Source organism: Clostridia bacterium, from assembly GCA_036562685.1.
GTDB lineage: Bacteria > Bacillota > Clostridia > Christensenellales > DUVY01 > DUVY01.
Genome location: DATCJR010000013.1, coordinates 13,058 through 40,055, shown reverse-complemented (window position 1 = coordinate 40,055; position 26,998 = coordinate 13,058). Strand labels below are relative to the sequence as shown.

The 26,998-nt window shown below is 32.9% G+C and carries 20 protein-coding genes and 1 tRNA gene; 5 read left to right on the top strand and 16 right to left on the bottom strand.

Annotation, left to right across the window (positions count from 1 at the left end; translation table 11 throughout):
• Positions 1-120: 120 nt before the first annotated feature.
• The 3 genes from VIL26_00580 to lexA all read left to right on the top strand — a co-directional run bounded on the left by VIL26_00580 (position 121) and on the right by lexA (position 2,112).
• A tRNA-Trp gene (locus VIL26_00580) sits at positions 121-195 on the top strand.
• A gap of 185 nt (positions 196-380) precedes the next feature.
• Complete coding sequence (locus VIL26_00575; GenBank protein HEY8389441.1) at positions 381-1,424, top strand: tyrosine-type recombinase/integrase; 1,044 nt, start codon at positions 381-383, stop codon at positions 1,422-1,424.
• A 70-nt stretch (positions 1,425-1,494) separates the two neighbouring features.
• Complete coding sequence (gene lexA / locus VIL26_00570) at positions 1,495-2,112, top strand: transcriptional repressor LexA (GenBank protein HEY8389440.1); 618 nt, start codon at positions 1,495-1,497, stop codon at positions 2,110-2,112.
• Positions 2,113-2,163: 51 nt separating this feature from the next.
• On the opposite strand, the gene VIL26_00565 is transcribed toward lexA, so the two are convergent.
• The 5 genes from VIL26_00565 to miaB are packed head-to-tail and all read right to left on the bottom strand — an operon-like array spanning position 2,164 to position 10,089.
• Entirely contained in the window at positions 2,164-3,393 is a 1,230-nt protein-coding gene (locus tag VIL26_00565; protein ID HEY8389439.1) for a methionine gamma-lyase family protein, read from the bottom strand.
• A 13-nt stretch (positions 3,394-3,406) separates the two neighbouring features.
• Positions 3,407-4,306, bottom strand: a complete 900-nt coding sequence (gene miaA, locus VIL26_00560) for a tRNA (adenosine(37)-N6)-dimethylallyltransferase MiaA (protein HEY8389438.1) — start codon at positions 4,304-4,306, stop codon at positions 3,407-3,409.
• Positions 4,285-6,174 (bottom strand): DNA mismatch repair endonuclease MutL, encoded by a 1,890-nt coding sequence (gene mutL, locus VIL26_00555; protein HEY8389437.1) that lies wholly within the window; start codon positions 6,172-6,174, stop codon positions 4,285-4,287. Before mutL ends, miaA begins: the two co-directional genes overlap by 22 nt.
• Entirely contained in the window at positions 6,171-8,777 is a 2,607-nt protein-coding gene (gene mutS, locus VIL26_00550) for a DNA mismatch repair protein MutS (protein ID HEY8389436.1), read from the bottom strand. The genes mutL and mutS overlap by 4 nt, the downstream gene beginning before the upstream one ends.
• Before the next feature lies 1 nt (position 8,778).
• On the bottom strand, positions 8,779-10,089 hold the full coding sequence (gene miaB, locus VIL26_00545) for a tRNA (N6-isopentenyl adenosine(37)-C2)-methylthiotransferase MiaB (protein ID HEY8389435.1): 1,311 nt from the start codon (positions 10,087-10,089) through the stop codon (positions 8,779-8,781).
• A 122-nt stretch (positions 10,090-10,211) separates the two neighbouring features.
• Here miaB and VIL26_00540 point away from each other — a divergent pair, with 122 nt between their 5' ends.
• Positions 10,212-12,275, top strand: a complete 2,064-nt coding sequence (locus VIL26_00540; protein HEY8389434.1) for a transglycosylase domain-containing protein — start codon at positions 10,212-10,214, stop codon at positions 12,273-12,275.
• 15 nt (positions 12,276-12,290) lie between these two features.
• On the opposite strand, the gene thiI is transcribed toward VIL26_00540, so the two are convergent.
• The 11 genes from thiI to spoVAC form a co-directional block, all read right to left on the bottom strand.
• On the bottom strand, positions 12,291-13,445 hold the full coding sequence (gene thiI / locus VIL26_00535; GenBank protein HEY8389433.1) for a tRNA uracil 4-sulfurtransferase ThiI: 1,155 nt from the start codon (positions 13,443-13,445) through the stop codon (positions 12,291-12,293).
• Positions 13,446-13,452: 7 nt separating this feature from the next.
• Positions 13,453-14,583, bottom strand: coding sequence for a cysteine desulfurase family protein (locus tag VIL26_00530; protein ID HEY8389432.1), 1,131 nt, complete (start codon positions 14,581-14,583; stop codon positions 13,453-13,455).
• 15 nt (positions 14,584-14,598) lie between these two features.
• Entirely contained in the window at positions 14,599-15,183 is a 585-nt protein-coding gene (locus VIL26_00525) for a hypothetical protein (protein HEY8389431.1), read from the bottom strand.
• Positions 15,184-15,232: 49 nt separating this feature from the next.
• Complete coding sequence (locus VIL26_00520; protein HEY8389430.1) at positions 15,233-17,632, bottom strand: endonuclease MutS2; 2,400 nt, start codon at positions 17,630-17,632, stop codon at positions 15,233-15,235.
• 12 nt (positions 17,633-17,644) lie between these two features.
• A complete protein-coding gene (locus tag VIL26_00515; GenBank protein ID HEY8389429.1) occupies positions 17,645-19,879 on the bottom strand; it encodes a U32 family peptidase in 2,235 nt (744 codons plus the stop codon).
• On the bottom strand, positions 19,860-22,250 hold the full coding sequence (pheT, locus tag VIL26_00510; GenBank protein HEY8389428.1) for a phenylalanine--tRNA ligase subunit beta: 2,391 nt from the start codon (positions 22,248-22,250) through the stop codon (positions 19,860-19,862). The genes VIL26_00515 and pheT overlap by 20 nt, the downstream gene beginning before the upstream one ends.
• A gap of 11 nt (positions 22,251-22,261) precedes the next feature.
• Positions 22,262-23,296, bottom strand: a complete 1,035-nt coding sequence (pheS, locus tag VIL26_00505) for a phenylalanine--tRNA ligase subunit alpha (GenBank protein ID HEY8389427.1) — start codon at positions 23,294-23,296, stop codon at positions 22,262-22,264.
• A gap of 338 nt (positions 23,297-23,634) precedes the next feature.
• On the bottom strand, positions 23,635-24,309 hold the full coding sequence (gene yunB, locus VIL26_00500) for a sporulation protein YunB (GenBank protein ID HEY8389426.1): 675 nt from the start codon (positions 24,307-24,309) through the stop codon (positions 23,635-23,637).
• Positions 24,310-24,354: 45 nt separating this feature from the next.
• Complete coding sequence (locus tag VIL26_00495; protein ID HEY8389425.1) at positions 24,355-24,720, bottom strand: SpoVA/SpoVAEb family sporulation membrane protein; 366 nt, start codon at positions 24,718-24,720, stop codon at positions 24,355-24,357.
• 1 nt (position 24,721) lies between these two features.
• A complete protein-coding gene (spoVAD, locus tag VIL26_00490) occupies positions 24,722-25,807 on the bottom strand; it encodes a stage V sporulation protein AD (GenBank protein ID HEY8389424.1) in 1,086 nt (361 codons plus the stop codon).
• Between the two features lie 8 nt (positions 25,808-25,815).
• On the bottom strand, positions 25,816-26,298 hold the full coding sequence (gene spoVAC, locus VIL26_00485; protein HEY8389423.1) for a stage V sporulation protein AC: 483 nt from the start codon (positions 26,296-26,298) through the stop codon (positions 25,816-25,818).
• Positions 26,299-26,539: 241 nt separating this feature from the next.
• On the opposite strand from spoVAC, the gene VIL26_00480 reads away from it, so the two are divergent.
• A complete protein-coding gene (locus VIL26_00480; GenBank protein HEY8389422.1) occupies positions 26,540-26,968 on the top strand; it encodes a hypothetical protein in 429 nt (142 codons plus the stop codon).
• Positions 26,969-26,998: the final 30 nt, after the last annotated feature.

The window sequence follows — 26,998 nt, the reverse complement described above, 5'->3', positions numbered from 1 at the left end:
CTTTTAAGATTGCGCCACCCATGTTGCCTAATCCAATAATTCCTAACTTATATTTCATTTTTTTACACCTTAATTATTGACTAAAAAATTACATTATTATATAATATTGAAGTATCTCTTAGGGGAATGGCTCAATGGTAGAGTAGCGGTCTCCAAAACCGTCGGTTGGGGGTTCGAGTCCCTCTTCCCCTGCCAAGATATGCAAGTCTCGAACCATAATTATAGCATATTTTTTTTAAAAAGAAAAAGCAAACCGCCTATCATTAGGTGGTTTATTTTTATATACTAAAAATTAATTAATATCAGTTTAGAAACTTAAAATCTAATTTCATTATTTATAACTACTGTACAACTGTGCGTAAAAACTTTATAATATAATTATGGGTAAAAATTATTATAATGAAAGAAATTATAACAACATTTTGAAGCTTCAAAATCTTGAAAAAGAACTGCCTGCATTTTGTTCAGAGTTTTTTTTGGGAATTGAGCCACGCACTTCAGTTTTGACGAGATTAAATTATGCTTACGATTTGAAGGTTTTTTTGGATTATCTTTCAAAAAACTTATTATATAAAGACGTAAAATCAATTGATCTTGAAGATTTGAAAAAAATTACCCAAACAGATTTAGAAAAATACCTAGCATTTTTGACATTTTATAAAGACGAAAACGGAAAAACTCATACCAATAAAGAATATTCAAGGGCACGCCGTCTTGCCAGCATCAGAACAATGTTTAAATATTTTTTCAATAAAGGCAAGCTAGAATCCAACACTGCGGCAAAAGTTGATTTTCCTAAAATACATGAAAAAGAAATTATTAGATTGGATGTTAATGAAGTTGCGGATATCTTAGATCAAAGCGAAACAGGCGCTGGTCTTAGCGACCATCAAAAATTTTATCATTCTAAAACTAAAGTTAGAGATAATGCTATTTTGACATTATTTTTGGGCACTGGTATTCGTATAAGCGAGCTGGTAGGACTTAATATAGAAGATGTTGACTTTAATTCAAATGCCTTTACTGTGGTAAGAAAAGGCGGCAATTCGACTATATTATATTTTTCAGATGAGGTTGCTAACGCATTAAGAAGATATCTAGATGAGCGTCTGACCTATCCTGATGTTCCTAAAGAAGAAAAGGCTTTGTTTTTATCTATGCAAAATCGCAGAATATCTACCAAGGCCGTTGAAAATCTTGTTACAAAATACGCTCGTATTGTTTCGCCTTTGAAAAAAATAACTCCTCACAAATTAAGAAGCACCTTTGGAACAGAATTATATAGAGCCACTGGCGATATTTATGTAGTGGCAGATGTTTTAGGACATAGAGATGTAAACACAACAAAAAAACATTATGCGGCACTTGATGTAGAAATCCGAAAAAACGCCGCAAGAAAAGTCAAATTACGGGATGATGATTAATCAAACGAATGTTTGCCATGTCGCTTTTTTTGTGTTATAATATATAATAAACTCATAAGGAGTGTTGATCATGGATAGAAGAGAATTAGATCCAAAAGATGAAAAGGTGTTAGATTTTTTAAAAAGATATAGCACCAAATACGGCTACCCTCCTACTGTAAGAGAAATTTGTAAAGCTTTGAATATCACTTCAACAGCAACAGCTTATTATTCTTTAAATAGACTTCAATATTACGGTTACATAAAAAAAGTTGATAACCATAAGCGCGCAATTGAAATTCTCAATGAATTTTCAGATTTTCCAAAAAAAGAAACAGTAGATATTCCTTTGGTTGGTAAAATTACGGCAGGTACACCAATTACTGCGGTAGAAAATGTAGAAGACGTTTTTCCCCTGCCCAATGATTTGTTTTCTGATGGCGAATTATTTTTGCTTACCGTAAGCGGAGACAGTATGATTAATGCTGGTATATTAGACGGCGATAAAATTGTTGTTAGAAAGCAATCAGTTGTCAATAATGGTGAAATCGTTGCAGCGATGATTGACGGTGAAGCAACCGTAAAAAGATTTTATATGGAACAAAATCATATAAGACTTCAGCCAGAAAACGATAAATATGATCCTATAATTGTTGAAGACGTAGAGATTTTAGGACTTGTAGTTGGTCTCATTAGAAGATACAAATAATATATAATTAAATAATGGCTTTATATTTTATTTATAAAGCCATTTATTTTTTTATTTAATCAGATCAAGTTTTTCTAGACACATCATTACAGCTAATTTTACATGCTCATAAGTCAACCCACCTTGTATGTAAGCTATATACGGCTTTTTTATAGGTGAATCGCTGCTTAGTTCTATTGACGCGCCCTGCACAAAAGTTCCTGCTGCCATTATAACTTGTTCATTATATCCAGGCATATCCCAAGGATAAAGTGTTACATAGCTATCCACAGGAGAGCAATATTGAATAGCACGATGAAATTCAACTAACTGCTCTTCATTTTCAAATTCTATTGAGGTTATAACATCATTATTATGTTCTTTTGGTGAAGGCAAAACTTTATAGCCAAGAGAACTGAAAGCTTCTCTTATAAGCAAAGAGCCTTTTAATGTTTGTGCAACCGTATGCGGTGCCATAAACAGTCCTTGAAAGAACAATCTGTAACCTGCTGAATAAGATCCTACTTCGTCTTTTAAATTAGGTGTAGTAAGTCTTCCGGCTACCAAATCTACAAGATCAGTACGGCCGCAAATATATCCGCCTGTCGGCGCAAGTCCACCGCCCGGATTTTTTATTAATGAGCCTGCAAAAATATCAGCACCAGCTTCTGTTGGTTCAATTTTGTCAACAAATTCGCCATAGCAATTATCAACCATAATAATTGATTCTGGGCTTATGCTCTTTACCAAACCGCAGACTTCTTTTATTTGCTCTATTGAACGCGCTCTTAACCAGGAGTATCCTCTTGATCTTTGAATAAAGACCATTTTGACTTTATTCTGGCTTAGATAATCTTTTATGCTTTCAAAATCAAAGTTACCATCTTTTAGTTCTATTTGATGATATTTGATGCCAAAGTCAGTCAACGAACCATTTCCTTTTTCTAATATTATCTCATGTAAAGTATCATAAGGATTTCCGCTGATACTTAACATAATGTCTCCTGGACGTAAAATTCCATATAGACATAACGAAATGGCATGCGTACCGCTGCTTATTAGAGGCGAAACCAAGGCTTTTTGAGAATTAAACACTTTTGAATATATTTCATTTAGTTTTTCTCTGCCAGAATCTCCATAACCGTATCCTGTTGAACCATTGAAATGTTGCAATCCAATTTTGCATTCTCTAAAAGCATCTAAAACTTTTTTTTGATTAAATAAGGCAGTTTCATCAATTTTTTTATATTCTTCACTGCATCTTTGCTCACAATCATCAATAAATTGCTTAATTTTCATCATCTATCCTTTAATTTCAAAGTACTATATCAGGTACAGTACTATGAATATCTATCCATTCTGCATCTTTCATACCCTTAAAAAAGGTTATTTGACGTTTTGCGTAATTCCTGGTGTTTTGTTTTAATAACTCTATCATTTCATCCTTAGATATTTTGCCGTTTAGAAAAGCAGCCGTTTCTTTGTAGCCTATACCCTGCATCGCTTGCGAATTAATATCAGCGCCATTTTGTAGAAGTTGTCTAACTTCGTCAATAAGACCGTTATCAATCATTATATCAACTCTTTTATTAATCTTGTCATATAATGATTGGCGTTCCATATTAAGACAATACATTTTAAATTCATATCTGTTAACCTGCTGGCTTTGAACCAAATCGGATTTTTTGGTTCCGCTTACTTCATAAATTTCCAATGCTCTTATGACTTTTTTTGTATCATTGGGATGAATTTTTTTTGACGAAACAAAATCTTTTTCTTTTAAAATATCGTGCAAATATTCCTTGCCATATTGCTCTAATATTTTTTTATATTTCTCTCTAATTTTCTCATCTTTAGGGGCATTGCCAAAATTATGTTCATACAGTAATGCCTTAATATAAAATCCCGTTCCACCAACAACAATAGGAATTTTGCCTCGCGAAATTATATCAGATATAGCAGCATCAGCATCATCTTTAAATTGCTCTGCAGAGTATTCATCGTTTACATCAATAATATCTATAAGGTGATGTTTTACTTCTTTTTGTTCTTGTTTGCTAGGTTTGGCTGTACCAATATCCATTCCGCGATAAATCTGCATAGAATCAGCCGAAACAATTTCGCCGTTATATTTTTTTGCTAAAGATAATCCTAAAGCACTTTTTCCTACAGCAGTAGGTCCGCAAATAACTATTAAATTACCCTTTTGAACCATTTTTCAATTTCTTTTTTATTGATTTTTGTTATAATCGGTCGTCCGTGAGGACATAAAAGTTCTGTTTTGTTTTCATTAAGCTGATTAATTAACGACATAATCTCATCATCTTTTAGAGTATCTCCTGCCTTAATTGCAGCTTTACAAGCAGCGCTTGCAATCTTATCTCTCAAAAGATCAGATGTATTTATATTCTTGGTGTTTTCATTTAAAATCTCATTAATAAAATCTTTTATATTAATATCTGACAGCAAGAAAGGAACTGTCGATATTTTGTAAGTAAGATTGCCAAATTCAGTTATACCAAATCCCATAGCATTTAGCTCGTCTAGCATTTCAGTAATTTTGTTATTTTCTAAATGATTGACCTTAAAAATATATGGAACAAGCAAATCTTGAATATCATTAATATTATTTTCAATATCTTTTATAAATCTATCAAACAAAAGCCGCTCATGCGCTGCGTGTTGATCCATGATATATAGGTTATCTGTCATTTCGATCATTATGTATGTATCAAAAAGCACGCCCAAGATTATCGGCTTTTTAGCAGTTTCAAATATTTCAGGCTGAACAGATTTGGTTTCAAGTGTATTAGATTCTGCCTTTTCATTTCGATTAAAGATATCTGTCTGGTATGATTTTTCTTGAACTTGCGGTGACTTTTTCATTTCTGCAAGTTTGTTTAAAATCATACTCATTCTGCCGCCATCATCTCTTACAAAATTAGATGATTTTATTGTGTTATCGAATAGTCTTTCATTGTATTTTAAATCAATACTACTATTGCTAAGACTTTCATTTACTTTTGGCTTTAACGTTTCTTCCTGTTTTATTTCTTCAGATAATGCCAAAGGTTCTTCTTTAATTTCTTTTATAAACTCATTTTTGTTTAGAGTATTTCTTATTGCAGAAAAAATAGCTTTAAATATATAACTCTTATCCCAAAAACGCACATCAAGTTTGTTAGGATGAACGTTGACATCAACTTTATCAAAAGGAATGGTCAGATACAAAACATAAAAAGGATACTGCCTTTTCATTAATTTGTCCTGATAGGCATTATGAACAGCAATAGATACTGTTTCATTATTGACATAACGACCGTTAATAATAACAGTTTGATATGTCCTATTAGCTTTTGTATAATTCGGATTACCTAAATAACCTACTACCTTAAGATTAGGATTATCGCTTGAAACATAAAGACAATTATCAAGCGCTTCTTTTCCATATATGGTATAAATTGCGGCTTCTATGCCTTTTCCGCTAAACTGATAAATTATTTTATCGTTAACTATATATTTTATAGAAATATTAGGGTTGGCAAGTATTAGTCTGGATATGTAATTAGTAACATGATTTTCCTCTGAACTAGGTTTGCCTAAAAATTTTGCTCTTGCAGGCACATTAAAAAACAAATCTTCTACTGTGATAATAGTGCCTAATGGCGAACCTTTTTCTGTTATTTCAGAAATTTTGCCTCCTGTAGAAGATATTTCATATCCTAAATCGCTTGAACTTGTGCGTGATAAAATTTTTAGTTTGCTTACCGCAGAAATGCTTGCTAACGCTTCTCCCCTAAAACCTAATGTGCTTATAGCGTTCAAATCATCTTTTTTAGTAATTTTGCTGGTTGCATGGGACAACAGTGCATTTTTTAAATCATCTTTTTCAATACCTGAACCGTTGTCCGAAACCTTAATATATTTTATACCGCCTTCTTTGATTTCTACTGTTATAGAATCTGCCCCAGCGTCTATGCTGTTTTCAACAAGTTCTTTTATTATGGAAGACGGTCTTTCAACAACTTCACCTGCCGCTATAAGATTATATATATCACTGCTTAGTACATTGATTTTACTCATAATTTTTTAACCTTTTCTTTCAAATCAGCCAATATTTCAAAAGCTTGAACAGGCGTTATTGTATTGATATCAACTTCTTCTAAAATATTTTTTATTTGCTCAAATCCAGAAACATTTATCTGGTCAAACATCGATAATTGACGACCTGTAAGCGCATTAACTCGTTCATTATAATTAATATCGTTTTCTTCCAAAATTTTTAAAATCTTTCGTGCTTTTTCGATTACTTCTTTGGGCAAGCCTGCCAGCGACGCAACTTCTATACCAAAGCTTTTATTAGCCCCGCCTCTTACGATTTTATGTAAAAATAAAATAGATTTGTTAACTTCTTTTACCAAAACCCTATAATTTTTTACCCCTTCAAAAACTCCTTCTAGTTCTGTCAACTCATGATAATGCGTTGCAAATAAGGTCTTGGCTTTTAAAACAGACGAAACATATTCCATTACAGCCCAAGCAATACTAAGTCCGTCAAAAGTAGATGTTCCTCTTCCTATTTCATCCAAAATCAAAAGACTTTTTGAAGTTGCATTTTTTAGGATCTGCGACATTTCCATCATTTCTACCATAAAGGTGCTATGTCCGTATGTAAGATCATCGCTTGCACCGATACGTGTAAAAATGCGGTCTGTTATTGGAATATAAGCTTCTTTTGCTGGTACAAAACAACCCATATGTCCAAGTATTGTTATTAACGCAACCTGACGCATATAAGTACTTTTTCCTGCCATATTTGGACCTGTGATTATTAACGTGCGATTATCTTTATTGTCCAAATATGTATCGTTAGGAACAAATTCGCCATCTTTTATAAATTTTTCTACAACAGGATGTCTTCCCTCTATAATCTTTAGACAATCAACATTATCATTAATTATCGGCTTTACATAATTATTTTCTGCCGACACTACGGCAAATGAGAGGATGCAATCTACAAGTGAAATATCTTGAGCAATTTTATGAATTTTAGAAACATATGATTTCAAATTAGCGATTATTTCATTGTATAAACTTTGTTCAAGTTTTATTGCCTTTTCTTCACTGCCAAGAATTTTCGACTCAAGGTCTTTTAGTTCCGGAGTAATATATCTTTCACCGTTTACAATGGTCTGCTTTCTTTGATAGCGGTAAGGCACCTGATCAAGTTGAGATTTTGTAACTTCAATATAAAAGCCAAAAACCTTGTTAAAGCCTATCTTTAGATTTTTGATGCCTGTACTTTCTTTTTCTTGAGCCTCCAATGCCGCAATAAGCTGTTTTGCGTTGTTGCCGGCATTCCTCAACGTATCTAATTCTTTATTATATCCTGCCTTAATGATTCCGCCGTCACGTATTATTGCAGGCGGGTTTTCTTCAATTGCGCAGTCGATTAGGTCAATTATATCTTTTGCCCCGTCATAATTATCATAAATACTATGTAAAATTTCTGATTTTACATCTTTTAGAGCAAAAATCACCTGTTCTGCATTTTTAAGCGAATTGCTGATTGCAACGCATTCTCTTGGATTAACTGTTCCATATGCAATTTTGCTGCTAAGTCTTTCAATATCATTGATTTTGGATAACAGTTGAGTCAAATTTTCTTTTAAGATAGGATTATTTATTAATTCCTCAACTCCGTCCAATCTTTGATTGATAACATTACTATTAATACTGGGTTGTTCAAGCCAGCGTCTTAACATTCTGGCGCCCATGCTTGTTTTTGTTTTATCAATTACACCCAGTAAAGAACCACGTTTTTTACGGTCAATTATGGTTTCAAAAAGTTCAAGATTTCGGCGTTCAGTATTATCAATAACTAAAAATTCAATTTCCTGATAATCATTGACGCCATTCAAATATGTAATAGGTCTTTTTTGAGTATCAGTCAGATATTCCAGCAAAGCACCCAAAGATCTAACTGCCAAGACCTTGGATTTATTTATTAACAAACTCTTACCGTTGTCTGATATCTTTTTTAAGGCGTTTTCGTAATTAAAAGCCCATTCGTAATAAACATTAAATCGTGGTATATGATTGAATTTTACAGCATTTAAACTATAGCTTTCTGCAAGCATTTCTTCATTGCAAATAATTTCAGAAGGATTTATACGAATTAATGTTTCATTAAGCTTATTGATAGGATCTTCATTTATTTCAAGAAAATTAAATTCGCCAGTGCTTATATCAGCCCAGCTAAGTCCAATTTCGTATTTGGTCGAAGAATTATTCAAAAAGACGCAGGCAATATAGTTATTTCTGCCTTCATCAAGCATATTATTATCTATAACTGTGCCTGGCGTGATAATTCTTGTAACTTCTCTTTCAACAATTCCTTTGCTTTCTTCAGGCAAAGTTGTTTGTTCGCAAATGGCTACCTTATACCCTTTTTCTATGAGTTTTGCAATATAAGAATCTACAGAATGAAAAGGAACACCGCACATAGGTGCGCGTTCTTCCAAACCGCAATCTCTACCAGTCAAAGTCAATTCCAATTCACGACTAGCAGTAATAGCGTCATCAAAGAACATTTCATAAAAATCGCCTAATCTGTAAAACAACAGGCAATCTTTATACATTTCTTTTATTGCCATATATTGCTTCATCATGGGTGATAATGCCATATTAAACCAATTCCCCTACCAATCTTCCGCTTTTTGCACCAGTAATCAATACTTCTCCAAATTTTCCGACCAAATTCTCTGATGCGTTTTCAATAAATACTAATTTTCCGCAATCAGTTACTGCGGACAAAATTCCGTCTTTATATTCTTCAAATAAAGCTCTGAATCTTTTTCCTATGCATTCCTTGGCTATTTCTCGCATAAGCCCTCTTTGCAACTCGATAAGCTTTTTTACTCTCTCTTTTTTTACAGCTTCATCAATTTGATTGGGCATGCTTGCAGCAGGCGTATTCTTTCTGGGCGAATACATAAACATATACAAATTATTATAGCCCACTTCTTTTACAAGGCTCAAAGTATCCATAAAATCCTGCTCTGTTTCACCAGGAAAACCGACAATAATATCGCTTGAAAGACCAACATCAGGTATTTGCTGTCTTATATAATTAATTCTGTCAAGATAATATTCTCTAGTATACTTTCTATTCATTGCCTTCAAAATCGCATTGCTTCCGCTCTGAACAGGAAGATGAATAAGCTTGGAAATCTTTTTGTATTGGGCTATTGTATCTATTACCTCATTCTTGATATCCTTAGGATGAGATGTCATAAACTTAATCCTAAAGTCTCCGTCAAGCTCTGCAATAGTCTTTAGTAGCTTAGCAAATGTCGTTCCGTCATTTAAATCGTTGCCGTATGAATTAACATTTTGACCCAAAAGCGTAATTTCTGAATATTGTCCAGTACTTAAAAGCTGTTTTACTTCGTCTATTATTTCATTCATGGGACGGCTTATTTCTCTTCCTCTAACATAAGGCACTATACAATATGTGCAAAAATTATTACAGCCATAAGTAATATTAACCCATGCATTGATGCCGCTTGTCCTTTTCATAGGGGTATTGGCAGGCTGCAATTCACCCTCTCCCCATATATCAACTATTCTTTTCTTCTCTTTTAAGCAATTTTGCAAAAGTTCAGAGAATTTATGCAAATTATAAGTTCCAAAAACAATATCGACATAAGGCATTTTGGTTTCTATGTATTTTTTTACAGAATCCTGCTGAGGCATGCAACCGCAAACACCTATTATCAAATTAGGCTTTTGGATTTTAAGTTTTTTTAATGCTGCAATATTTCCCAAAGCTCTTTTTTCTGCTGTATCTCTTATACAACATGTATTAAAAACAATGACATCAGCTTCTTCTTTATCAGATGTATTAACAAATCCCAAATTTTCAAGCATTCCTGCCAGTTTTTCTGATTCGTGAACATTCATCTGGCAACCGTAAGTTATTATATGATAGTACATTAATCATCCTTTTTTTAATAGAAATTTTATTTTCTAATTATATCTTAATTAACAGTTTTAGACAAGTTAATTCTTTTATCGTGTCTATAATAAATACCTTAGGGATAATCAATACTATTACTATGAGATTAAAAAAAGCTCTTAAAATTTCATTATTAGCTTTAAGTAGTGTAGCTTTAGTAGGCTTACTAAGTATATTTTTTATTTTTTTAAGCATTGATTATATTGATCTAGATAAAGAATTAATTGACAGTATAGGTCAAACAATCGAGGTTTTGGCAGATGACATGACACCTTTAGAATACAATGGCCAATACGGAAATACAGTAAAATTGACAGAACTTCCGGATTATGTTCCAAAAGCATTTATTGCTATTGAAGATAAAAGATTTTACAAGCATAATGGCATAGATTACATAAGGTTGGTAGGAGCTTTATTGAAAGATTTGAAAACATTTTCGTTTAAGGAAGGCGCATCTACTATAAGCCAGCAATTAGTAAAAAACACACATTTATCTAACGAACGAACAATTGAAAGAAAACTAAAAGAAGCACATATAACTAGGCAATTAGAAAAAAATTATACTAAAGATGAAATCTTGGAAAAATATATCAATATCATATATTTTGGCAACGGATTACACGGAATCGAATCAGCTTCTAATGTCTATTTTTCTAAACCGGCAAAAAATCTTACCATAGCAGAGGCTGCGGCATTATCAGCTATTATTAATTCCCCTGCCAAATACAATCCATATAAAAACCAAGAGAACCTGATAAAACGGCAGCGCACTGTTCTAAAAGCAATGTTTGATAACAAATTTATTAATCAGCAACAATATCAAAATGCTTTAGATGAAAATTTAACTTTTTCTTTCCAAAAGTATAAAAACTATGAAAGCTTTTATACCAAATGCGCAGTTTTAGAAAGCATGAAAATATTAAAGGCTACTAAGCACAATCTTTTGGATTGTATTATTCATACCTATTACGATCATGATGTTCAACAAGCTTTATCAAAAAGTTTTGAAAAATATGTTCCGCAAGCTGCTAACAGCAATGGAATCATGCCAGATTATGCAGGAATTATAATTGAAAACAAGACTCTAGGCGTAATCGGTTTTATCTCATCTTATGATGATATTTTGGATACCAAAAGGCAGCCAGCTTCTGCAATCAAACCATTGGCTGTTTACGCCCCAGCCCTGCAAAACAATCTAATTACAACAGCTACCGCGGTTTTGGATGAACCAATTAATTATGATGGTTATACTCCCAAAAACTATAACGGAAAACATATGGGTTGGATAAGCGTAAGAGACGCCGTAAGCACATCAAATAACATTGCAGCTGTAAAAGTGTTAAAATCAGTAGGCATAGATACTTCAATAGAATTTTTAGATAATCTTGGGATTGATTTAGATGAAAATGATAACGGTCTTAGTTTAGCATTAGGCGGATTGTATAAAGGCGTATCTTTGTATGAATTAACACAAGCATATACATTATTTCCAAATTATGGTTTGCACCAAAAAAGTTCATTTATTAAAAAAATAACATCAAAAGACGGACGAGTAATTTTTGAAAACACATTTAATCCAAAACGAATTATTAATGAAGACACAGCTTATATTATGACAGATATGCTAAAAACTGCTGCAAAAAGCGGAACAGCAAAAAGACTCAAAGATTGCGATTATGCTGTCGCTGCCAAAACAGGCACAAACAGTTATCAAAAGACCAGCAAAAATAATGATGCGTATTGTCTATCATATACCACACAACATACTATGGGTATTTGGCTTGGCAATTTATCCAATGAAGAAAAAAGCGCATTATCAAATAATGTTACAGGTGCTACATACCCCACTATGATCACAAAACAAGTATACGATAAGCTGTACCAAAAAATCAAACCTGCAGATTTTATAAAACCTAACACCGTAGTTTATGCTGATATTGATTTAATAGTATATAACAGCAATCAAACTTTGACCTTAGCAAACGCCCAACTAGCTCCTCGTTATAAAAAGCGAGAGATTTTTTCAATAAGAAATATGCCTCAAAAAGCCATTAATATCAAATGGGAAATAATTCAAAAAACAAAAGAAATCCAAAAAAGAAAAGAATCTTTTTTGGATAAAATGAAAGAAATTTTTAGACAAAGAGGAATAAAAACAAACTAAATGCTTTTTTCCTTACTATTCTATTTTAATTGATTCCGTATTATCGATTGCTTCTTTTACTAAACTGTCCAAATCCAACAGCTTTTCAAGCTTTTCTATTGATGCCAAATTAGGTTTGGTAACAGGATGCTTAGGAACAAATACTGTGCAGCAATCATCATAAGGCAAAATCGAAACATCGTATGTTTGAATTTTGCGGCTTATTTTGATTATTTCTTCTTTGTCCATACCTATTACAGGTCTAAAAACAGGAAAATTAGACACTTGATTGGTTACTGTCATACTATCTAATGTCTGACTTGCAACCTGAGCCAAACTTTCACCTGTTACTATAGCCTTATATCCAAATTTATCTGCAAGCGCATTTGCTATACGCATCATGTATCTGCGCATCAAAATTACGGTATATGTCGTATTAAGACTATTGATTTTTTCTTGAATTTTAGTAAAAGGTACAATATACAAGTCCATTCCGTTATTGTATTTGCTCAAAATTTGCGAAAGCTGAATAACCTTATCTTTTGCCAGTTCGCTAGTATAAGGAAAGCTAAAGAAATGCACACCGCCTAGCTTTAATCCTCTTTTTGCCATCATATAACCAGCAACTGGACTATCTATTCCGCCCGAAAGCATCAATAAGCCTCTGCCGCTGCATCCAACCGGCAATCCGCCGATACCTTGAATAATGGTCGAATAAACAAAAGTATTTCCATCTTCTCTTAGGTCAATATAGACTATAAAATCAGGATTATGTATATCAACTTTTATTTTTGGCAAATTTTGCAAAATAAAACCGCCTACTTCTGCGCTTATTTCTTGAGAATTAAGCGAGAATTTTTTATCAGCACGATTTGTTGAAACCTTAAAAGTCTCAACTGTATCGCTGTTTTCAATTGTCTTTAATGCGGTTTCTTTTATAATATTCAAATCACTTTTTACTTCATAACCCAAACTATAAGAATATATCCCAAAGACATAAGAAAGACGTGATATGATTTCATCTTCATCTTTAAAATCTGTAATTACAATTCTTCCACGAATTTTTATTAGACTGTAATCGCAGCCTTTTAAAACATAATCTATATTTTGAATCAACAGACTTTCAAAATAATTTCTGTTGTCTCCTTTTAGATAAATTTCACCGTATCTAACAATAATTACTTTTTTCATAATCGTCCTATCTGTTGTTTGATTTTCTATATTGTGTTACACATTCTACAAAAGTATTTGCAGCATATTTTACTTCGTCTATCGTGTTGTCAGGAGAAAAACTTATTCTTACCGAACTTTCTGTCATTTTTGGAGAATAACCCAAAGCCTGCAATACACGATTACCTCTGCTGTTAGAAGAACATGCAGAACCCAAACCAATCAAGATATCTTTGCTTTCTAGCATATGAAGCAGTGTTTCGCCCTTTACATTAGGTATAATCATAGATATAATGTGTGGCATAGTACTATAATCATTTGCTAAAGTAAAGATTATATCATCTATTTTTGATGTTATTATGTCTATAAATGCTTTTTTGAATTCAAGCATCTGGTCTAAGTTGTATTGTTCTGAAAATAGTGTTGCTGATTTTGCAAATGCCAATATATTAGCCACATTTTCAGTACCGCTTCGCAGATTGTTTTCCTGTCCTCCTCCAGTTATTATGGGATTCAGCTTAACACCTTTTTTAATGTATAAACTGCCTATTCCTTTGGGTCCTTTGATCTTATGTGCAGAAAAACTATATAAGTCCACTCCCAAATTTTTTACAGAAATTTTTCCAAAAGCTTGCACTCCATCACTATGAAAAAGCGTAGTAGGACTGATCTTTTTTACATTTTTAGCAATTTGCTTGATATCGTTAATTGCACCTGTTTCGTTGCTGGCATGAATTACCGAAACCACCGAAACTTTATTTTGAGTCAAATAATTATATAATTTTTCCTGATCAATTTGACCGTTTTTTAAAAGAGGTATTACTTCACAAGAAATACCGCTGTTTTTTAATGACATAGCGGTATTATATATTGAAGGATGCTCTCCTGCTGAAATTACAATTCCAGCATTAGTTTTAATAGCACCTCTGAGCGCCATATTATTGGCCTCAGTAGCACTGGCTGTAAAGATTATTTCATCAGAGTTTCCGCCAAAAAATTGAGCCAAAGTAGCTTTTGCCTGTCTGATTTTTATAGCGACATCAAGTGATTGCTTGTATAGTGCTGAGGGGTTAAAAAAATTATCGCAACCAAATTCTTTATAAATATCTAGAACTTCAGAATACATTTTGGTTGTTGCCGCATTGTCTAAGTAAATCATGTTAATATTGTGCCTTTATTTTCTGGATATTATATCTCTGCCGATTGTTCTTCTAATATTTAATAAACATTCCTCATTGGGTTCAAAATGTAATAATATTTTCTTGTCAGTATCATTATAAAACAGATAATAAATATTATCTTCATTTTGAGGATTGGTAAGTGCATACATCTTTTTTATATTTGGGTCTGCTGCATATCTCTCATAACTTTCTAAAGATATCTTGCCGATTGCTGTCATTGAAGACACATTTATCTCTAAAAACTTCTTTCTTTTATTATTGTTAAATATTCGCATTATATAAAAATCTCTTCCGTTGAGAACATAATCAAAAACTGGATTTATATTATTTAATATCTTTTTTACAAAAAATGCCCCTATAAACAATGATATAGGCATAATCATCCAAATCAAAACACCTAATAACATTTGATATACAGGCATTTCTTCGGGAAACAAAGGAAGGCTAAAAAGTAAAAAGATTAAAATAACACCTAACACAATAAAGGTATAGTACAAAATCGTAAAAAAGATTTTCTTACCCTTATTAATATTAGGATTTTCTAGCGAATTATATTGTTCAAAATAAGTTTCTACCATAAATAATCACCATTAACTAATATCATAATACAAATTGATAAAAAAGTCATCAACTAAGCGTTACAATTGTAACACCGCTTCCACCTTCGTTATTCATACCAAGACGGAATCCTGACACTAATCTATTGATTTTCAAGTAGTCATGCACACCTCGTCTCAAAGCACCTGTTCCCTTGCCATGAACAATTTTTACTTCATTAAGTCCATTTCTAACAGCATTATCTAAAAAAACATCAAGCTTAGCGACAGCTTCATCAACTGTGTTACCCAAAAGATTAATTTCGCTTGAAACATAAGTGACTGGACTATCGGAAACAGTTACATTATTTTTGGATGCAGCTCTTTTTAAGATTATTGACTCTTTTTTTTCAGACTTAATAGTAGGATGTTTCAAAACTCCTAAATCTTCCAATTTTATATTTAGCCGCATATTGCCTACACTTACATCAACACAATTTTTACGGTCAGGTAAAGACAAAATCACGCATTCTTTTTGAAGTGTTTTTATATAGGCATTAATGCCGACTTGTATTTCTTTTTCATTAATCGGTCTTACTTCGTTATAGTCAACATTTTCTGAAGAATTATCATAAAGCTGATTTTCTATAGCCGTTCTTAACTGCTTGGCTTTTAAAATTTCGCTTTCATCCAGCTCAGCTTTATTGACAATTTCTTTTAACCGCTCTAAATAATCATTGGCTTGGGCTGTTTTTTTCATTATGATCTCTTTAACTTCGCGATCAGCTTGATTATTTATTTTTTCTCTTAATTGAGTTATCCTTTCTTTTTCTTTAGCAATTTCTTGAATTTCTTCTTGTAACTTTTCGCGCTCTTTTTTCGCCTCTTCATACTCTTTTTCCGCTTGAGATTTTAAAGAACGCGCAAGTCTCAAAACATTTTCAAAATTATGCTTCTCTTCATCAATCGCATTTTTAGCATCATTTAAAATTTCAGAATTTAATCCTAGATGTCTAGCAATTGCAAGTGCATTGCTTGTGCCAGGTAAATCCATCATAATCTTATATGTCGGCAACAGAGTTTTAAAGTCAAATTCCATTGATGCGTTTCTGATGTTAGGGTTTGTCAAACAAAATTCTTTTAATTCTGAGTAATGCGTAGTTACAATGCCCAAAACGCCTATTTTCAACATATATTTGATAATTCCTATGGCAAGAGCAGCCCCTTCTGAAGGATCTGTTCCTGCTCCAATTTCATCTATCAAAACCAAAGATCCTGCCGACATATTGTCAGTAATATTAACAAGATTTTGAATATGCGACGAATAAGTACTCAAAGAATTTTCTATGCTTTGAAAATCGCCTATATCACAGTAAAGGCTTTCAAATACAGGCATTGAAACTTCTTTTGCAGGCAACATAAAGCCGCTTGCTGCCATTACTGAAAAAAGTCCGACAGTTTTTAAAGTTACAGTTTTTCCGCCTGTATTGGGACCTGAAATTATCAAAATTTTGTGTTTTCCGCCTAATTCAATATCAATAGGCACCACCTTTTCGGCTGCAATTAATGGATGTCTTCCTTGAACAATTTTGATATCATAATCTGTTTTTAATATCGGTCTTATTGCTTTTATATGTTCTGCATATCGTGCTTTTGCAAATATTGCATCCAGCAAAATTAATGCTTTTTGATTTTTCAATAAAACATCAGCGTTATTATTTACCTGCAAAGTAAGCGCAGTCAATATTCTTTCAATTTCTATCTGTTCATCTATTAATAGAGATTTCAACTGATTGTTTAATTCAACAACCTGCATAGGTTCTATAAACGCAGTAGCACCGCTTGCAGACTGATCATGCAATAATCCGTTAATTTCTCCCCGATACTCGTTTTTTACTGGAATAACAAAACGATCATTACGCACAGTAATAATGTTGTCTTGAAGGTATTTTGAATATGTTGAAGATCTTATTATACTGTTGAGCTTTTCTTTGATATTTGCTTTGCTTGCGGCAATTTTTCGTCTTATTGACGCAAGTTTTTCTGATGCTCCGTCACTGACCTCATTTTCATCTAAAATTGAAACTTCAATATCTTCTGAAAGCGACTTAATATTAGTCATATCAGCAACGATATTTTGAATAAGTCTAAATTCTTCTCCCAAAGGTTTGATTTTTGCGATAATTCTTTGAACACTCTTTAAACTTCTTCCGATTTTTAATAGATCAGCACAACTTAATATAGCATTAATTTTGGCTTTAGAAATTAATTCTTCTATATCGTCAAAAGAACCAATAGGATCAATAGATTTTTCATATAAAATTCGATATGCTTCATAAGTTTGATCTAGATATTGATTGGCTTGTTCAAAATCATCGACAGGTAAAGTTGATAATAAAAACTCTTTGCCAATATCTGATACGGCATAAGAAGAAGCTATGTTTAATATCTTGTCAAATTCAATTACATTAAGAACTTTTTGAGAAGTCATTTGTACTCCAAATTATTTGACCTTGGAAAAATAATTTTTCTTAAACTCAGTTTTTTGATAAGTTTCTAGAAAATTAACTATATCTTTTTCATTATAATCTGTAAAATCAAAAAAAACAAGGTTTCCTCTTTCAGCTGATGGCAAATATAAACCCTCATCGTCCAATAGCTGAAAATAGCATCTAGACAGCTTGATGCGTCTTATTTTGAGTTTTTTGTTATGATCATCTATATATTTAACATCAGTCTTATATAAACATTTTTTGCAATCAGTTTGATTAGATACTGAAAACGGACAAAACTTGACAGTCATCAAAGCAAATTTGCCGTATGAATATAAGAACATATCTTTTAATTCATTAGAGTTTTCAGGCGAAGCTATATAATAATCAGCATTGATATTTTGCTTGCTATAATGATTAAAGATATTTAATCCTGTTCCTGCAATACATTTTAAGCCCCATTCTTTTGCAAATTGCAGACAAAAAATATTATTAGCTACTATTCCGTCATAGGTCTTAATAATATCTATTTTAGATTTCAAAAGTTCCAAATCTCTATTATTGCATATAACAGGAAAGTTTAGATATATCGGTTTTAAAAATTCTGGCTTACATGATAAGCTAGAATAGTTATCTGGATTATATATAAAAATATCTCCATAATGCAAAAATTTATCGTTTAAATATCTAAGAGTAGAGAATTGAAGCAATTTTTGAGGTTTTTTATCATCAGTATAACTAGAATTGTTGTTTTGACATAGTACTCTATTAGAAATAGTATTATGATTTGGCTTATTGATTCCTATTATTGCCCTTCTTAACGTCTCAACAGCCTCCCTTCTGCAATTATTGAGAATAGATTTTGGGACAAAAACTTTTTCATTTAGTTCAATATTAAGTTCATTTAAAGCAAATTCTGTGTCATTTAGTTTTGAAATGCTTTCTTTTATATCATGTATACTTATCGCTGCATTATTTGCCGGTTGAACTATATAATCTGAATTATATTCTATTTTTTGTTCTTGACTTTTTGCAATAATTTTAATTGGGTTATGAGAACTTATTGTTACATTAATATCTATGGGTAATTTTCTTTTAAATTCATTTAATTGTTGTATTAGAGATGCGGACGATGTAATATGAACTTCATCCCCTTTTTTAACATCTCCTTTAAATTTTAAAATACCATTATACCCATAGGCATTGCCTGTTTCTATACCGCTTCGAAAAATTTTAAAACCATCATTATTTTTTATCTGATATCCAGAATTAATCATAGCAGTATCTTTTACCATATTGGCAATAGTACCTATTTTTTTGCCAAGATGCGCAGGATGAGAAGGAAAAATCAAGCTTCCATAATTAGGCTTTTCTTTCAAATAACCTTCAGAATATCCGCCTCGATTAAACATCATTTTCAAATTATCTATTTCATTTTCCTCAGGTATTCCTTGTTCCAAAGCTCTTTTTACAGTTTTAACTGCTTGTGCTACATATTCAGGACGTTTCATTCGTCCCTCAATCTTAAATGAAGTTACACCTGCATTAATCAAATCATGAAGATAATTTGTAAGATCTTGATCTTTTGGACTCAAAAGATGTCCCTGTGATAGAATACGATTATTATCAGCCAACGAATAATACTTTCGGCATAACTGCAAACACTTTCCGCGATTTCCGCTAAGTCCGCTAACTCGCGAAGAATAATAGCAATTACCCGAAAAGCATACGCATAACGCACCAAGAACAAAATGCTCTATTTCTATACCAACTTTAGAAATAGATTTTATATCTTCTAACGAACTCTCTCTTGACAATACAACACGAGCTGCACCGTGCTCTTTCGCCCATTTTGCCGCCAAGCTGTTATGAATACCCATTTGGGTACTGCAATGAATTTTTATTTCGGGCGCACATTGATGTAAAACAGAAAACAACCCTATATCCTGAACAATTACAGCATCAACGCCCATATTATGGGCGCTGATTGCGGTATCAAAGCATTGTTTAAGTTCATGGTCATTTAATAAAATATTCAGCGTAAGATAGACCTTAACACCAAACAAATGAGCATAATCAATCCATTTGCTCAAATTATCTAAACTAAAATTTTGTGCATTAGATCGAGCATTATATTGACCTACTCCCAAATATACAGCATTAGCGCCATAATCAATGGCAGCTTTTAGGCTGTCTTCATTGCCTGCCGGCGCTAATATCTCTATATTAGGATCGTAATGATGCATTGTATTTATATGTCAAACCTCTTACTATTTTGTTAATAGCTTTTGTGACATCTTCATCTTTTAATGTCGTTTCTTCAGAACGGAAAACAAGAGAAAAAGCCATACTCTTGTATCCTTTTTCTATCTGAGAACCGGTATAAACATCAAACAATTCTACAGATTCAAGATTGCTTCCGCCTGTATGAGAAATATATTCAATCAGTTCTAGAGCGGGAATTTCTTGTTTAACCAAAAAGGCAAGATCTCTTTCAATCGCTTGATATTTGGGCAAAGGTTTGAATTTGATTGATTTTTCATATTCAATTAATTTATCAAACTCAATTTCAATAACATATAATGTTTTGTCAATATCAAAGTTTTTCAAAACGTTAGGATGAACAGATCCAAAATATCCTATCTTCTTATTATCAACCAATAAATCTGCGCTTATTCCAGGATGCAAAAATGGTTCTGTGGATGATACGTACTTTGCAGTTACACCATAGTCTTCCAAAACCTTTTCAACTATTGCTTTAACGGAGAAGAAATCATCTTTTTCTCCGCAAATTACAGCTCCGAGCATATTAGCTTCATGAGGCAGTTCATTTAGCGGCAAATTTATTGGCAAATAAACTCTTGAAATCTCAAAAATCCTAAACTCATTATTTTTATGGTTGAGATTATAATTAGCAACAGTGAGCATATTTGGAACAAGTGTTGTACGCATTACCGCATATTCTTCACTTAATGGATTGATAAGTTCTATTACATTAAGTCTGTAATCATCCTCTTTTAAATTTAACATCTGCAAAGATTTCCTATTGATAAATGAATAAGTCAAGGATTCAAACAAACCTAAGCCTATTAATGTCTGTTTTGTTTTATTAACAGCCTTATAAAAATTATTAACACCGATTTTTATTGAATGAGATGTTTCAGGCAAACTGGAGCCTATTTTATCATATCCATAATATCTAATAACTTCTTCAGCTATATCTACATGGCATTCAATATCTTCTCTAAACACAGGCACAATGCATGATAATTCATCGCCCTTTAGAGAGCATTTTATTTCCAACGGTGTCAAAATCTCAACCATTTTTTGACCTGACAAATTTAAGCCAAGAAGCTCGTTTATCTTGCTGACAGATACTTTGATATTCCTTTCCTTAACTTCAGCTTTTTTAATATCTTTTATATCGCCTATAATTTTTCCGCAGCCAAGTTCATAAACCAAAGCCAATGCACGTTTTTGTCCAAGCTCGCATGAAAGCATGTCAACTCCTTTTGAAAACCTGCTGCTAGATGCGGAAGACAAGCCCAAAGCTCTTGATGTAGTTCTTACGTTTCCACGTGCGAATATAGCTGATTCGAAAACCACATCTTTAGTATCATGCGCAATTGAAGTATATTCACCGCCCATAACACCTGCTATCGCCAAAGGTTTTTTCTCATCAGCAATTACAAGATTTTTATTGTTTAAAGTATAAACTTTGCCGTCTAAGGCTGTTATCTTTTCTCCATCTTTGGCAGGTCTTACATTAATCACTCCGCCTTCAATACATTTTGCATCAAAAGCATGCATAGGCTGACCTATTTCTGTAAGAACATAGTTGGTAATATCTGCAAAATTATTAATTGCTCTGATTCCAACCTTTCTCAATCTGTCCCGCATCCATTTTGGAGAAGGCTCAATCTTTGCCTCAACCACACGGCTAGCGCTATATCTTGGACAGAGGTCAAAATCATAAATATTGATATTAATGCCAATATCTCCGCCGCGTTCAACCTTATAGTCCAAAGAAGGTGTCTTTACCTTCAAACCTAGTACGGCGCCTACTTCTCGAGCTATTCCCCATATACTGTTGCAATCAGGTCTATTGGGCGTTACAGATATATCAAAAACATAATCATCCAGTCCAAGAACAGTTTTTATATCAACTCCAAGTTTGGTATCTGACGGCAAAATTAAAATGCCATCAACTTCAGCACCCTCAATTACGCTGTCATCAATGCATAATTCTTCACCAGAGCAAAGCATACCTTGCGACATAACGCCTCTTAAAGGACTGCTTTTTATCTTTTTTCCGCAAGGTAATATAGCACCGTCAATTGCTACCGGTACAATATCGCCTACTTTAACATTTTTTGCACCTGTTACAATTGTCAAAAACTCATTATTACTCATATCAAGCTTGCAAACAACCAATTTATCAGCATCGGGATGCTTTTCAATATCAATTATTCTGCCTGTTATGACTTTTTCTATATCTTTGCCTAGATATTGCAACTCTTCTATTTCAAAACCGATATTGGTTAATTTTTGAGCCAAAACTTCAGGTGTTACATTTACATCTACAAAATCTTTTAACCAACTCAATGGTACTTTCATTGTATTACTCCTTATCTAAATTGCTTCAAAAAACGTATGTCGTTTTCAAAAGGTATTCTGCAATCAGTTATTCCATATAAAATATTTGTTATGCGGTCAACTCCCATTCCAAAAGCAAAACCAGTATAAACATCAGGATCAATATTGCAGTTTCTTAACACCTTGGGATTAACCATTCCCGCTCCCAGAATCTCTATCCAGCCAGTTCCTTTACATACCCTGCAGCCTTTATTGTCGCAAAAAGGACATGTAGCATCAGCTTCAACGCTGGGTTCAGTAAACGGGAAGAACGAAGGACGCAAACGCGTGCGTGTTTTTGAACCAAATAACTCTTTTACAAACGCACTCAAAGTTCCATTTAAATCGCTCATATTAATACCCTTATCAACAACAAGCCCTTCTATCTGATGGAACATAGGTGAATGTGTAGCATCGATATCATCGCAACGATACACCCTGCCAGGATTAATCATTTTGATAGGAGGTTTTGTCTTTTCCATAACACGAATTTGTGTATTAGAAGTTTGAGAACGCAATATTATATTATATCTCAAAGAATCAGTGATAAAGAAAGTATCCTGCATATCCTTCGAAGGATGGTCATCAGGAATATTAAGCGCTTCAAAATTATAATATTCTGTTTCTATTTCTGGTCCGTCTTCTACAGAATATCCCATTGAAGTAAAGATATCTATAATTCGGTTTCTCACAATAGTTTGAGGATGCAATCCTCCTTTTAAAACCTTTTGTGACGGCAATGTAATATCAACTCGTTCATTTTCAAGTTTTCTTTGAAGTTCGATTTCATTAAGAACAATTTCTTTTTGGGCTATCTTTTGCTCAATCTGTTCTCTTGCGTCATTAATTTGCTTACCGACTTTGGGGCGTTCTTCAGGCGCAATATCTTTCATCTTACGCAAGACTTGTGTCAATTCGCCATTCTTTCCAAGAACTTTAACTCTTATTGCATTCAAAGTATTCAAATCATTACAAATATCTAATTCTTTGAAGCAATTTTCAATAATAGCGTTTAAAGTTTGTTGCATTATGTCCTCCTAAAATCAAAAATCCGTCCTTAAATTCAAAAAGGACGGATATACCGTGGTACCACCTTAATTTTCTGTCAAAAATATTAACAGACTCATTATAATTTTAACGCTGTCTATTGCGTCCGATTTTTTCGGAAACTCTCGCTTATGAAATTCGTCGCTGTATGCCTAACAGTCTTTCAGCCTATGGACTGTTATCTCTAAAAGACATATTTTTCAGACAACTACTTAATAAGCGGTCATAGTCTTTAATTTTTATCTTATGATAACATAAAAAATCAAATAAAGTCAACGAAATAATTCAAAACTTAAGTTATCTAAAGAATAATAATGTCTTAAGGCACAAGATTAAGCATTTCATCCATTTTATTAAAATTTAAGTATGTTTCGGGTACTTTGCCTATTATAATACTCTCTGCTAACAAAACTATTGATTTTGCTGTTATCTTCTTGTCTTTAAGACCTGGAATAACAACTGTTACATCCGAACTTACCATAACATATATCTTATGATTAGTTTGATTGATTCCTGCTGATATAAAATCTGATTTCAATTCACATTTGACAGAACCTACTGGCAATAATTCAAATGTCATATTTGGTCCTCTTTCTGTGAATATAGGCATTCCAGTCAAAGTACCTAATGATATTTTTATTCCGTCTATTCCTAGCTTGGATATGTAATCATAAGTTTTTATCGATATATTTTGAGTTATTTGGTTGATTTTCACTGGATTTGCTGAAATCAATTTTATATTTCCGTCATTGTCATATATTATGTTTACCAATTCAGCATAAGTTAAGTTTTGAGAATTTATCTCATCAACAGCCTTAGCAACTGCCAAATTAGCCAGCGCTTCAACTTTTTTTTCAGAAACAGAAACAATAATAGGGTCAATATTTCTTTTAAAAAAGACAAAACAATATACTATAATTGATAAAATTATAACAATTATAACAATCCTTTTCTTTTTTATGCGTTTTTTGGGTGGCGAAATATAAACTTCCATTATCTATATTATATATGACAAAAAACACCCTTCTGTTAAAAAATTCTATTTGCTTTTTGGATTAAATATAAGTGCTACTATGTATGAAAACACCGTAACTGCACCTATTCCTGCTGCAGTTTTTATAATACCTCCGCTAAATGCTCCAATTAGTCCGTCTGTTTTTACCCCTTCTATTGCACCTTTTGCAAGTGAACTGCCAAAGCCCATGATGGGTACACTAACTCCTGCTCCTGCAAATTCTTTTAGATACTGAAAAACACCAACCGCTTCCAAAACAACACCAGCCACCAAAAAGATAACCAAAATTCTAGCAGATGAGATTTTAGTTTTTATTATAAGAATTTCGGCTATCAAACATAATAATCCGCCTACTAAAAAAACCTTAAGATACATAAACAGCGTTTCCATATTAACTCTCCAATAAAACCAAATGTGTTACCGACGGCATGCTTTCTCCTTGCTGGGTTATTATTGTGCTCAAAAGCGCGCCTGTCGCCGCAAAAATCACTTTTTTATACTCGCCTTTTTTCATCTTATGCAGGATATAAGCATCCAATACACTCGCACCGCATCCACAACCGCTTCCGCCTTCAGCAGTATGCTGGTCATGACTATAAATGGCCGCACCACAGTCCATATAATTTTGTCCTAGATGATAACCTTTTTCATCCATTAACTGTCTTAACAAGTCGCTTCCTAGCTTACCTAAATCACCCGTTGCTATCAGATCATAATCATCCGGTTTTGTATTTGTGTCAACAAAGAATTGAACTAGCGTACTCATGGCCGAGGGTGCCATTGCTGCGCCCATATTGGCAGGGTCTGTAATTCCATAATCCTCTACCTTGCCTATTGTTGCTTTTGTTATTTTTATTCCTTCTTTTACAAGTCCTACTACAGCTGCCGCAGCTGCTGTAACTGTATGTTGAGAGTATTTTTGTTTTTGAGCACCCAATTCAAGAGGCCCTCTATATTGTCTTTCGGCAGTAGCGTAATGACTGCCTGTAACACATGCCGCAATTTCTGCAAAGCCCCCATCGATCATCATTGCCGAAAGAATCAAACCTTCTGCCATAGTAGAACAAGCGCCATAAATTCCCAAATAAGAAATATCAAATAATCTAGCGCAATAGCTTGCCGAGATAATTTGCGCCAATAAATCGCCCGAGAATAAGACATCTACATCCTTTTGGGTTATACCGGCATTCTTAATTGCATTATATAATGCATATACAAACATCTTGGTCTCGGCTTTTTCAAATGTCTTCTCGTCAAAATTTGGATCTTTTAGAACATCTTTAAAATATCCTGCAAACGGACCATCTTTTTCTTTTTGAGATACTATAGAATGACTGCTAAAAATTTTGGGCTCATTGGGAAAAACAATAGTCTGTTCACCAATCTGCTTACTGTTTTTAGCTTTTGTTCTTTTTAATGTCTTATTATCTTTTGTTAAATTAATATCTAATTCTATTCCAAAATCAAACAATCTCATCTTTTCACCTAAAATAAGCCTATTATGTAATATATCAATCCCACTATAAATGAAGACAAAATTCCATTAACTATTACTGGTCCAGCTACTGTATAAAATTTGCTGCTAAGACCAAAAATTAGCCCTTCCGCCTTAAATTCTATTGCAGCACTAGAAATAGCATTAGCAAACCCTGTTATGGGCAAAAATGTACCACCACCTGCATAATACGCTATCTTATCAAATATACCTATGCCTGTTAAAAGTGCAGTTAAAAATATCAAAACAATAAGGGCAATAGTCGATGCCTTATCTTCTGACACCTTAAATATCAATCTTGCCAAATCAAAAAGCACTTGCCCAAGCAAGCAAATCAAACCGCCTATCCAATAGGCATTAAATAAAGATTTCCATGTAGTTTGCTTAGGTGAGACAAGTTCTACATAATCGGTATATTTTTTATTTCGTTCTTTATGCTTTTCCTTAAACTTTTCTCCGCTGGGTATCTCCATGATTTTTCTCCTCTACAAACGTGCTTTTTATTACTGATTCTGTGTCTTCTATATTGGAAAACGGATTCTGTTTATCTTTATAAACTTTCATATTTAGCTCCTTTTCTTTTTGATATTAATATCCCAAAATCTAGAAGCTAATATTCATTATTAACTTATCGTTAAATATAACTTTTGAATTAAAAATAAATAATTTCCAAATTTTTGCAAAAAATAAAGGCAAACAAGGAGGAAAAAACTAATGAAAAAATTATTAGTTCTATTATTATCTTTAGGATTATTGACTGGAACTATAATAAATATCAGCTCCAAAAATGTTTTTGCTGACGGCATGCAAGAAGAAGTTGTAGAAAATAAGCCTAAGCTAAATATTGTTTATATTGAGTACTCAATTCAAAACGATAATGGTAATATTGTAAAAAGTCTAAAACATGGACAATATGTAGTTTCTGATAGTGACACTACACTACCTCAAGAACCCAATGAAGACAATGCATATCTTGATCAGAATGATGATTTAGAAAAATCAAATTATCAAAACAACAATAATGATTATAAAATTCATCCTATAAATAAACCTGAACATAGAGATCCAAGAACAAACAGAAAAAAGCCTAGACCAATTATGCCCATTATCGATACTGATGTATTTAATGTCTATTACATGTAAACACATAAAAAAACGGCTTTTAAAAGCCGT

What these genes read in the sequence shown, in the direction of transcription:
- VIL26_00540 (HEY8389434.1), top strand. Translation starts at nt 10,212, where the DNA reads ATGAGATTAAAAAAAGCTCTTAAAATTTCATTATTAGCTTTAAGTAGT.
- pheS (HEY8389427.1), bottom strand. Translation starts at nt 23,296, where the DNA reads ATGCAACAAACTTTAAACGCTATTATTGAAAATTGCTTCAAAGAATTA.
- VIL26_00575 (HEY8389441.1), top strand. Translation starts at nt 381, where the DNA reads ATGGGTAAAAATTATTATAATGAAAGAAATTATAACAACATTTTGAAG.
- lexA (HEY8389440.1), top strand. Translation starts at nt 1,495, where the DNA reads ATGGATAGAAGAGAATTAGATCCAAAAGATGAAAAGGTGTTAGATTTT.
- VIL26_00495 (HEY8389425.1), bottom strand. Translation starts at nt 24,720, where the DNA reads ATGGAAACGCTGTTTATGTATCTTAAGGTTTTTTTAGTAGGCGGATTA.
- VIL26_00565 (HEY8389439.1), bottom strand. Translation starts at nt 3,393, where the DNA reads ATGATGAAAATTAAGCAATTTATTGATGATTGTGAGCAAAGATGCAGT.
- VIL26_00520 (HEY8389430.1), bottom strand. Translation starts at nt 17,632, where the DNA reads ATGACTTCTCAAAAAGTTCTTAATGTAATTGAATTTGACAAGATATTA.
- mutL (HEY8389437.1), bottom strand. Translation starts at nt 6,174, where the DNA reads ATGAGTAAAATCAATGTACTAAGCAGTGATATATATAATCTTATAGCG.
- thiI (HEY8389433.1), bottom strand. Translation starts at nt 13,445, where the DNA reads ATGAAAAAAGTAATTATTGTTAGATACGGTGAAATTTATCTAAAAGGA.
- spoVAD (HEY8389424.1), bottom strand. Translation starts at nt 25,807, where the DNA reads ATGAGATTGTTTGATTTTGGAATAGAATTAGATATTAATTTAACAAAA.
- miaA (HEY8389438.1), bottom strand. Translation starts at nt 4,306, where the DNA reads ATGGTTCAAAAGGGTAATTTAATAGTTATTTGCGGACCTACTGCTGTA.
- yunB (HEY8389426.1), bottom strand. Translation starts at nt 24,309, where the DNA reads ATGGAAGTTTATATTTCGCCACCCAAAAAACGCATAAAAAAGAAAAGG.
- VIL26_00515 (HEY8389429.1), bottom strand. Translation starts at nt 19,879, where the DNA reads ATGCATCATTACGATCCTAATATAGAGATATTAGCGCCGGCAGGCAAT.
- VIL26_00525 (HEY8389431.1), bottom strand. Translation starts at nt 15,183, where the DNA reads ATGGTAGAAACTTATTTTGAACAATATAATTCGCTAGAAAATCCTAAT.
- pheT (HEY8389428.1), bottom strand. Translation starts at nt 22,250, where the DNA reads ATGAAAGTACCATTGAGTTGGTTAAAAGATTTTGTAGATGTAAATGTA.
- VIL26_00530 (HEY8389432.1), bottom strand. Translation starts at nt 14,583, where the DNA reads ATGATTTACTTAGACAATGCGGCAACAACCAAAATGTATTCTGAAGTT.
- miaB (HEY8389435.1), bottom strand. Translation starts at nt 10,089, where the DNA reads ATGTACTATCATATAATAACTTACGGTTGCCAGATGAATGTTCACGAA.
- spoVAC (HEY8389423.1), bottom strand. Translation starts at nt 26,298, where the DNA reads ATGGAGATACCCAGCGGAGAAAAGTTTAAGGAAAAGCATAAAGAACGA.
- VIL26_00480 (HEY8389422.1), top strand. Translation starts at nt 26,540, where the DNA reads ATGAAAAAATTATTAGTTCTATTATTATCTTTAGGATTATTGACTGGA.
- mutS (HEY8389436.1), bottom strand. Translation starts at nt 8,777, where the DNA reads ATGGCATTATCACCCATGATGAAGCAATATATGGCAATAAAAGAAATG.